At 67.2% G+C, this 8,681-nt stretch carries 12 protein-coding genes; 7 read left to right on the top strand and 5 right to left on the bottom strand.

The features are described from left to right. The 4 genes from VD972_RS14110 to VD972_RS14095 form a co-directional block, all read left to right on the top strand. A partial coding sequence (locus VD972_RS14110; protein WP_324986743.1) for a glutamine amidotransferase-related protein occupies positions 1-634 on the top strand: 634 nt, incomplete at its 5' end. Beyond that, positions 631-1,455, top strand: coding sequence for a 3-deoxy-8-phosphooctulonate synthase (gene kdsA, locus VD972_RS14105; RefSeq protein ID WP_324986740.1), 825 nt, complete (start codon positions 631-633; stop codon positions 1,453-1,455). The genes VD972_RS14110 and kdsA, both read left to right, overlap by 4 nt. A gap of 28 nt (positions 1,456-1,483) precedes the next feature. Continuing rightward, complete coding sequence (locus VD972_RS14100; protein WP_324986737.1) at positions 1,484-2,068, top strand: KdsC family phosphatase; 585 nt, start codon at positions 1,484-1,486, stop codon at positions 2,066-2,068. 29 nt (positions 2,069-2,097) lie between these two features. Then, positions 2,098-2,727 (top strand): response regulator, encoded by a 630-nt coding sequence (locus VD972_RS14095; protein ID WP_044183720.1) that lies wholly within the window; start codon positions 2,098-2,100, stop codon positions 2,725-2,727. A 102-nt stretch (positions 2,728-2,829) separates the two neighbouring features. Here the strand turns inward: VD972_RS14095 and VD972_RS14090 are convergent, their stop codons facing one another. The 3 genes from VD972_RS14090 to VD972_RS14080 form a co-directional block, all read right to left on the bottom strand. Further along, on the bottom strand, positions 2,830-3,279 hold the full coding sequence (locus VD972_RS14090) for an Hsp20/alpha crystallin family protein (RefSeq protein ID WP_324986731.1): 450 nt from the start codon (positions 3,277-3,279) through the stop codon (positions 2,830-2,832). Between the two features lie 146 nt (positions 3,280-3,425). Beyond that, positions 3,426-3,620, bottom strand: coding sequence for a CPXCG motif-containing cysteine-rich protein (locus tag VD972_RS14085; protein ID WP_324986728.1), 195 nt, complete (start codon positions 3,618-3,620; stop codon positions 3,426-3,428). A gap of 3 nt (positions 3,621-3,623) precedes the next feature. Then, complete coding sequence (locus tag VD972_RS14080) at positions 3,624-3,974, bottom strand: DUF309 domain-containing protein (RefSeq protein ID WP_324986725.1); 351 nt, start codon at positions 3,972-3,974, stop codon at positions 3,624-3,626. A 32-nt stretch (positions 3,975-4,006) separates the two neighbouring features. Here VD972_RS14080 and VD972_RS14075 point away from each other — a divergent pair, with 32 nt between their 5' ends. Next, on the top strand, positions 4,007-4,831 hold the full coding sequence (locus VD972_RS14075) for a hypothetical protein (RefSeq protein ID WP_324986722.1): 825 nt from the start codon (positions 4,007-4,009) through the stop codon (positions 4,829-4,831). A 63-nt stretch (positions 4,832-4,894) separates the two neighbouring features. Here the strand turns inward: VD972_RS14075 and VD972_RS14070 are convergent, their stop codons facing one another. Further along, positions 4,895-6,355: a serine/threonine-protein kinase gene (locus VD972_RS14070; protein WP_324986719.1), complete on the bottom strand. Its 1,461-nt coding sequence runs from the start codon at positions 6,353-6,355 to the stop codon at positions 4,895-4,897. 110 nt (positions 6,356-6,465) lie between these two features. Next, complete coding sequence (locus VD972_RS14065) at positions 6,466-6,918, bottom strand: response regulator (RefSeq protein ID WP_324986716.1); 453 nt, start codon at positions 6,916-6,918, stop codon at positions 6,466-6,468. 336 nt (positions 6,919-7,254) lie between these two features. Between VD972_RS14065 and VD972_RS14060 the strand changes: the two genes are divergently transcribed. Then, a complete protein-coding gene (locus tag VD972_RS14060) occupies positions 7,255-7,743 on the top strand; it encodes an NAD(P)H-dependent oxidoreductase subunit E (RefSeq protein ID WP_324986713.1) in 489 nt (162 codons plus the stop codon). Between the two features lie 30 nt (positions 7,744-7,773). Continuing rightward, a partial coding sequence (locus VD972_RS14055; RefSeq protein ID WP_324986710.1) for an SLBB domain-containing protein occupies positions 7,774-8,681 on the top strand: 908 nt, incomplete at its 3' end.

Below are 8,681 nucleotides of genomic sequence, written 5' to 3'. Positions count from 1 at the left end.
GGTGGAGGCGCAGGGGCCGGAGAAGCTGCTGGCCGGGGTGGACGCCATCCTGGTGCCGGGCGGCTTCGGTGTGCGCGGCTCGGAGGGGAAGATCGCCGCCGTGCGCTACGCCCGCGAGAGGAAGATCCCCTTCTTCGGCATCTGCCTGGGCCTGCAGATGGCGGTGGTGGAGTTCAGCCGCACCGTGCTGGGGCTCAAGGACGCCAACTCGCTGGAGTTCAACGAGCACACCCCGCACCCGGTGGTGACGCTGATGGAGAGCCAGGTGAAGGTGCAGGACAAGGGAGGCACCATGCGCCTGGGCAGCTACGCCTGCGCGCTCCAGCCCGGCACCCTGTCCCACCGGCTCTACGGACAGGACGTCATCCAGGAGCGCCACCGCCACCGCTATGAGGTGAACAACGCCTACCGCGGCCGGCTCCAGGAGGCCGGGCTGCTCATCTCCGGCCACAACCCGGACCTGAACCTGGTGGAGATGATCGAGCTCAAGGATCACCCGTTCTTCATCGGCTGCCAGTCCCACCCCGAGTTCAAGAGCAAGCCGTTCGCCCCGCACCCGCTCTTCTCCGGCTTCATCAAGGCGGCGCTCACGCAGCGCGATGCCACCCACGGGGCACAGGGGAAGGCGTCATGATCACCCTCGCGGGCCACTCCGTCGGCCCGGGCCAGAAGCTGTTCGTCATCGCCGGCCCGGACGTCATCGAGTCCGAGGAGCTGGCGCTGCGCCACGCGCACATGCTCAAGGCGCTGACGCAGAAGCTGGGCGTGCCGTACGCCTTCAAGTGCTCCTACGACAAGGCCAACCGCACCAGCGGCAAGTCCTTCCGCGGCCCTGGCCTCAAGGAGGGCCTGCGCGTTCTGCGGCGCATCCGCGAGGAGGTGGGCGTGCCCGTCCTCACGGACGTCCACGAGACGAGCCACGTGGGCCCCGCCGCCGAGGTGGTGGACATCATCCAGATACCCGCCTTCCTCTGCCGGCAGACGGACCTCGTCGAGGCCGTGGCCAGGAGTGGCCGGGGCGTCAACCTCAAGAAGGGCCAGTTCGTCGCCCCCAAGGACATCGTCCACTCGGCGCGCAAGGCCATGGAGGCCGGCAACCCCAACGTGCTCGTCACCGAGCGCGGCGCCTCCTTCGGCTACAACAACCTCGTGGTGGACATGCGCGGCTTCCTCCAGATGCGCGAGGCCGGCCTCGCCGTCTGCTTCGACGCCACCCACTCCGTCCAGCTCCCCTCGGCCGGCAACGGGGAGACGGCCGGTGAGCGCAAGTTCGTCTCGCTCCTGGCCCGCTCCGCCGCCGCGGCCGGCATCGATGCGCTCTTTACGGAGGTCCACGAGGACCCGGACCGTGCCCTGTGTGACGGTCCCTGCTCGTTGAACCCCCAAATGTTCGAAGACGTGGTACGAAGTGTGCTGGCCATCCGCCGAGCGCTGGGGCATGAGCCGGCGGTATGAGGGCTGAGGGAGGGGTTGCGAAGCGGTCATGACGGAGACGCTTCCCAAACCGAGCAAGGAGGAGCTGACCGCCCGGGCTGCCCGGGTGCGGCTGCTCGTGTTCGACGTGGACGGCGTCCTCACCGATGGCGGCCTCTACTACGGCGATGCCGGTGAGGTGATGAAGCGCTTCGACGTGAAGGACGGCCACGCCCTGGTGATGGCCCGCCTCGTGGGCTTGCCGGCGGCCATCCTCACGGCCCGCAGCTCGGCCATCGTCGATGTTCGTGGGCGGGAGCTGGGACTCGCCGCTATCCTCCAGGGAAAGAAGGAAAAAGGGCCTGCCCTGGACGAACTGCTCACCCAGTTCTCCATACCCGCTGAGTCCTGTGCTTATATGGGGGACGACCTGAATGACCTGGGTCCTATGTCACGGGTAGGATTGTCGGCCTGCCCGTCCGATGCCGTGGCAGAAGTACGGCAGGAAGTCCACTTCGTGGCCCAGAGCCGCGGAGGCCATGGGGCCGCACGGGAATTGGTCGAGTTGTGCTTGAAGGCCAGTGGTCGATGGGAAGACGTGGTAGGTTTGATGAAACGGCCGGAGTCGAAAAGCAGTCAGGTTGGGTTGAAGTAACCTCGGTTTCAAGGTAGGTGTTTAATTCCATGAGCACCGGTTCAGGTCAGCCAAAGGAAGAGTTGCTGCCGTCGGGGACGACGGACCAGCTGTACACCACCCACGACATCAGTCGGTTGCTGCAGGTGGACCCGTCGACCGTGAGCAAGTGGATCGACCGGGGCATCCTGATGGCCTTCCGCACGCCAGGCGGTCATCGGCGCGTGCGCTCGGCCGACCTGCGGGCCTTCCTGATCACCCACCAGATGCCGGTGCCGGATGAGCTGGGAAGTGGGACGGTGAAGCTGCTGGTGGTGGACGACGAGCGGCCCGTGCTCGACGCCATCAAGCGTGCGTTCAAGCCCTATGCGGCCCAGGTGGAGCTGCAGAGCACCAGCAGTGGCGTGGAAGCGCTGCTGCTCGTGTCCGAGCAGAAGCCACACGGCATGCTCATCGACTTGAACATGCCGGACATCGACGGTCTGGAGGTGTGCCGCAGGATCCGCGCTCGCAAGCAGATGGAGAGCGTGCGGCTCATCACCATGACCTCCAACCACTCGCCCGAGGTGGTGGAGCAGTCCAAGCAGGCCGGCGCCATCGCGTGTCTGGCCAAGCCGCTGGACGTGCAGCAGGTGCTGGAGCTGTTCCGCATCCCGCTGGCGCTCGGCACCAAGAAGTAGAAAAGAGGCTTCGCCACCCGGCGAAGCCTCCCTTCCTCTGAGCCCTCCCCTCTCCTCAAAGGAGAGGGTCGGAGTGGGTGCGTCGCGCCTCAGCCCTGGGCTTCAGCTCTGGACCTTCACCTCGATGACGCGGGGCTTGGACTCCTCCTTGCGCGGCATCGCCAGCGTGAGGACGCCGTTCTCGTAGCGTGCCTCCACCTTGCTGGTGTCCACGGTGTCCGGCAGCTTGAAGGACCGGGTATAGACGCCGAAGCCGCGCTCCAGTCTCCGGGCGCTCTCCTTGGCAGTGGCGTCCGCCTTGCGCTCCGAGCGCAGCGTCAGCACGCCCTTCTCCACCTTCACCTCGATGGCCTTCGGATCGTGCCCGGGCATGTCCACCTGCAACGTCACTCCGCTCTCGGTCTCGTAGATGTCCGTGGCCGGAGCGAGCTCACGGCCCTGACGCGTGGCCTGTCCCGCCAGCTCCTGGAAGAGCTGGTCGAAGTCCCTCATCAGGGGGCCCGCCACCACCGCGCCATTACCAAACTCGAACGGGTTCCAGCGATTCAGCATGGTCGTCTCCTCTTCGTCGCGCTGAAGTCAGCGGACGGCTCATGAACTCGAGTGTCTTGTTGTTCTCGGCGGCCCCCCGCCTCTTCGGGGAGCAGCGCCTCGTAGACTCAAGAGAACCATGCTTCGGAACGTGTCAAGGCGAGGCTTCAGTCGTCATCCCGGCCCAGGCTGACGAAGACCTCTGCTCCCTCCCGGGAGACGGAGACCGTCCACGGTCGGCAGCACACCGGGCAGTCTTCCACGTACACCTCTGATGAGGGCCCCACCGCGTCCGCCTGAACCTCCACCTCCTCCCCACAGTAGGGACAGCTCAGCTCCTGCTCGTCCGCGAAGGGCTGCATCGCTCACGCCTCCTGTACGGGGTAAAAGGCCAACACGGGGCGACCGATGGCACCCTCCTGGCGCCACTGGCGTACCTGGGACACCAGTACTCCTACGTCGACTCCCTCGAAGGAGGCCGGAAGGGGCTCCAGGCGCTCGAGCGCTCGGGTGAAGAGCGTCCGAGCACCCTCGGTCCGGCCCTCCTGGTGCTTGAGCCAACCCGCCGCCACCTGGATGAGCCCTTGGAGCAGCCCGCGGCGCGCCCCGGACTCCTGTCGCCAAGCCTCTTCCCAGAACTCGTGGGCCTCGTACCAGCGGCCAGCGTTGAAGAGGGCGACCCCCTCGGCCAGGCATTCGTGGAAGTCAGAATTCATCGATCGGCCGTTCCTGACGTTACACTGCCCCCATGGCCGCACCACCGCGCAACCGTATTGGGGAACTCCTCGTCAAAGCCCGCGTCATCGACGAGCTGCAGCTTCGCAGCGCACTCGCCCGGCATGATCAATGGGGAGGCCGCCTGTCCCGCGTCGTCACGGACATGGGGCTCGCCAAGGAAGACACCGTCCTCAACGCCATCGCCCAGGCCACGGGCACCCAACGCTTCCATCTGGGCAACCTCACCCGGGACGCCGGCGCACTGGCCAAGGTGGACGTGACGCTCGCCGAGCAGAAGGGCATCTTCCCCGTCGCGCTCAAGGACAACGGCAAGACGCTGGTGCTCGCCATGGCCGATCCCACCGATCTGAACACGGTGGATCAGGTCGCGGCCCGCGCCCGCGCTCGCGTGGTGGTGGTGATCGCGAGCGACCGCGAGATCGAGCACGCCATCCTGCGCCACTACCGTGGCCAGGAGCCGGTGGCCATGAGCACGCGCTACGACGGCGAGCACCGGCAACCGGATGCCCTCTCCAGCGAGGAGGAGGGGGACGAGTTCAAGGTCGTCGACATGAGCGGCAACACGGTGGTGAAGCGCATCGCCGCGATCCCTCCCCCGCAGGCCGCCCCTGCCCCCGCTCCCGGCGGAGGCTCGAGCGCAGGGGACCTGCTGGACGAGATCCTCGCTGGCGGCTCGTCCGCCCCCGCGGGCTTCAGCCCCGAGGAGCTGCAGCGCCTGGAGACGGTGCGGGTAAACCAGGAGAAGAGCTCGAAGATCCTCCGCGCCCTCCTGGAGCTGCTGCTGGAGAAGAACGCCCTGGCCCAGAGGGAGCTTGCGGCCCGGATCCGCTCCTGAGCCGCGGCGGCCCGGCTTCAGCCGCCGCCCAGGAGCCCGCGCGGGGCCGAGGCGCTCGAGGCCTCAGCCCAGCTGCGGATCGGACGAGAGGACGAGGTCGCCCTTCTCGAGGTACTCCTTGTCGGGGAACGCCTTGTAGACATCCTCGAGCATCGCGTCGATGTCCGGGTAGCGCTGCTCCTTCCGGTCCTGCGTCATCTTGTCGAAGATGGAGTCCATCCCCGACGGCGCATCGCTGTTGACCTCGGAGGGCATCGCCGAGCGGCGGCCAGGGATCTGCCCGGTGAGCATCTCGTAGAGGAGGATGCCCAGGCCGTACACATCCGCCGAGGGGCCCGCCTCCTTGGCGCGGCCGATGAGCTCCGGGGCCATGTAGACCATGCCACCGGTGCCCATGAAGACCTGCGGCATGCCCTTGGCGGCATCCACCTCGATGACGCGCCCGAGGCCGAAGTCCGCCAGCTTCGCGTTGCCGTAGCTGTCGAAGAGGATGTTCTCCGGCTTGAGGTTGTGGTGCGTGAGCCCCGAGGTGTGCGCCGCGCGCAGGCCGTAGGCCAGCTGCAGGAACCAGCGCAGCGCATGCGGCACCGGCACGCCCTTGCCGCCGCCCGCCTCCAGCTTCTCCTTGAGGCTGCCGCGCAGCAGCTCCACCACGAAGTAGGGCCGCGCCGAGTCCACGTTCTGATCGACGATCTGCGCGATGCCCGAGTGCCGCACCTGGGCCTGCGCGCACAGCTCCTTCTTCAGCCGCTTGAGCACCTCGCCGCGCTGCAGGAAGGAGAAGTAGCCGAAGATGTCCTTCAGCTCCTTGATGCAGATGTCCAGCCCCAGCGAGTTGAAGCGACCCTTGAACACCGTGCCGAGCGGCCCGGAGCCGATGGGATCGAACTTCTGGTAGCGCATGTCCAGCTCGATCCCCTTGGGGGTGGCCGGCGCGGCAGGAGAGGCGGCGGGAGGAGGCATGGAGGAGGACAGCGGCGAGGTGATGGACGGCATGGAAGCGGCGGCCGACGCGGCAGGCGCGCTCATGGGGGCAACGGAGGGCATCGGCGGGATGACCGGGTCCACCGAGGGCAGCGCCGTCCGCGAGCCTCGGGACGGGGGCAGCGGGATGGGCGGCGGCGCCAAGGCGCGCGCCAGCTCCGCGTCCTCCGCATCCGGCGGGGGGGGCGGCAGCAGCACGCCCAGCTCGTCGCCGGCCTGGGTGGCCTCGTCCTCTCCGAGGATCTGGTCCGCGAAGAACTCGCCCACCTCCAAGGTGAACTTGTCCAGCGCGTCCCCGTCCACCACCCGCTCGCCTTGATCGGTGAGCTTGAGCTGGGCCTCGCGATCCATCGCAATGTAATGGAACTTGCGAAGGAAGAAGAAGTAGCTGTCGAACTCGAGGGACACGGACGGCTCGAGCGCGGCCTTCACGTCGGCCAGCTTGTTCGAACGTCCCAGGCGACCGTTCTCCCTCAGGTTGCGGAGGATGAACAGCGCCTCGCCACTCACGGTATCGCGGTTGACGGCGGGCTTGAGCATGGGGGCGCGACTTTACGTCGGCTCGGAGCCCTGGCGTCAAATTTCCGCAGGGAAGATCCGCAGGTTTTCCTGCCGCCCCTCCCCGGGAGACACCGCTGGGCTCCGGGGGGCTACTTCCCGATACGCAACAGTTGCTTCACCGTCTCCAGCACTTCCACGAAGCGCACCGGCTTGCGCAGGAAGATGTCCACCCCCAGTTGCATGGCCCGGTCCTGGGCCTCCTTGCCGCCCGCGGAGATGGCGATGATGGGGATGGTGCGCAGCTTCTCCTCCTCGCGGATGCGCTCCACCAGGGCGAAGCCGTCCATGACGGGCATGTAGAGGTCCGTCATCACCAGGCTGAAGCGCTGCTCGTGCAGCAGGGCCAGGGCGTGGTGCCCATCCGGCGCGAAGTGCACCTCCAGCGGCACCTTGCCCGCCAGCTCCCCGCTCGCGAGCTTCTTCAGGACGTAGGCGTACATCTCGATGATGTGCGGGTTGTCCTCGACGATGAGCACACGGTAGCCCTCGGGATCGACGCCCGTGGGGAGCTTCCCGTCGCTGTGAGGTCCTGCCGCACTCAAGTTGTCACCCCATCGCCGCCGGTCTGCCCAGGCCTCTCGCGCGGCCCTCCCCCGAGGTGCCGGGGGCCCGCCGGCCGCGGCCGGAGTCTGATCTGTCCGACTTGTACCGGATCCGGACGCCTCGGAAAAGAAAGTGCCGCCCTTCCCCCACCTGCCGTGAACGCTCGCCCGGTCCACATGCGCGGTCCTGGCGCTGATCGGGCCCCTGGACGGGCGCTGCGCCCACACCCATCACAAGGGCTTGAGATCGCGTGGCCCTGTACTGATGGACGTCCCGAGGAAGTTCGAGGGTTTATGTTGACAACCCCGCCACCTGGGCAATACGAAGCGCCCGCCATGTCGGAGCCCCTGTTCACCTCTGAAGAGCAGAAGAAGTTCGACGCGGGGATCGCGGAAATCCTCTCTCACTACCCGCCGGATCGAAAGAGCGCCGGCATGCTGCCCGCGCTGCGTCTGCTGCAGTCGCTCAAGGGCTGGCTGCCCTCCGAGGGCATGAGGCTGGTGGCGAAGCACCTGGAAGTGACGCCTGAGCGGGCCTACGAGGTGGCGAGCTTCTATGTGATGTACCACCTGAAGCCGCCCGGGAAGTACGTCATCGACGTCTGCACCAACCTGTCCTGCGCGCTGTGGGGTGCGGAGAAGATGCTCGCCTACCTGGAGAACAAGCTCGGGCTGAAGGCCGGCGAGGCCAACGAGAAGTTCACCCTGCGAGAGACCGAGTGCCTGGCCTCGTGCGGCACCGCGCCCTGCCTGCAGGTCAATGAAGACCACCACGAGAGCCTGACGAAGGCGAAGCTGGACGACCTCCTGGCGAAGCTCACCTGATCGGCCCTCCTCCTAGGAACCTGACTGCACATGGCGACAACGGCCTTTGAACCGATCATCTCCGGCGCATGGGGGCAGCCCAAGTCCTGGACGCTGGAGCACTACCGCAAGCGCGGGGGCTACGAGGCGCTGAAGAAGGCGCTGGAGCTGCCGCCTGCGGCCATCATCGACGAGGTGAAGAAGTCCAACCTGCGCGGGCGCGGCGGCGCGGGCTTCCCCACGGGCCTCAAGTGGAGCTTCGTCCCCAAGGACAGCCCCAAGCCCAAGTACCTGGCCGTCAACGCGGACGAGTCCGAGCCGGGCACCTTCAAGGATCGCTACATCCTCGAGCTGGATCCGCACATGATGCTGGAGGGCATCGCCATCGCGGCGTACGCGCTGGGGGTGCACACCTGCTACGTCTACATCCGCGGCGAGTTCAAGTTCCCGACGGAGCGCACACAGGCGGCCATCGACGAGGCGTACAAGGCCGGCATCTTCGGCAAGACGATGCTGGGCAAGGACTTCCAGCTGGACTGCTACGTGGTGCGCGGCGCGGGCGCCTACATCTGCGGCGAGGAGACGGCGCTGCTGGAGAGCCTGGAGGGCAAGAAGGGCTGGCCCCGGCTCAAGCCGCCCTTCCCCGCGGTGGTGGGCCTGTTCGGCAGCCCCACAGTCGTCAACAACGTGGAGACGCTGGCCAGCGTGCCGCACGTCTTCTCGCGTGGCTCGGAGTGGTACGCGAAGCTGGGCACGGACAAGTCCGGCGGCACGCGCCTGGTGTGCCTGTCCGGCACGGTGAACCGGCCGGGTGTCTACGAAGTGGACATGAACACCACCATCACCCAGCTCATCTTCGACGACAAGTTCGGCCGAGGCATGCCGGCGGGCCGCAAGGTGAAGGCGGTGATTCCGGGCGGCTCCTCGGCGCCGGTGCTGGGCGCGGACGAGCTGGACGT

The organism is Hyalangium sp., assembly GCF_035629615.1.
In the GTDB taxonomy this organism is placed as follows: domain Bacteria; phylum Myxococcota; class Myxococcia; order Myxococcales; family Myxococcaceae; genus Hyalangium.
Note: the sequence above shows the minus strand (reverse complement) of the source record. Positions and strands in the feature narration are given on the sequence as shown.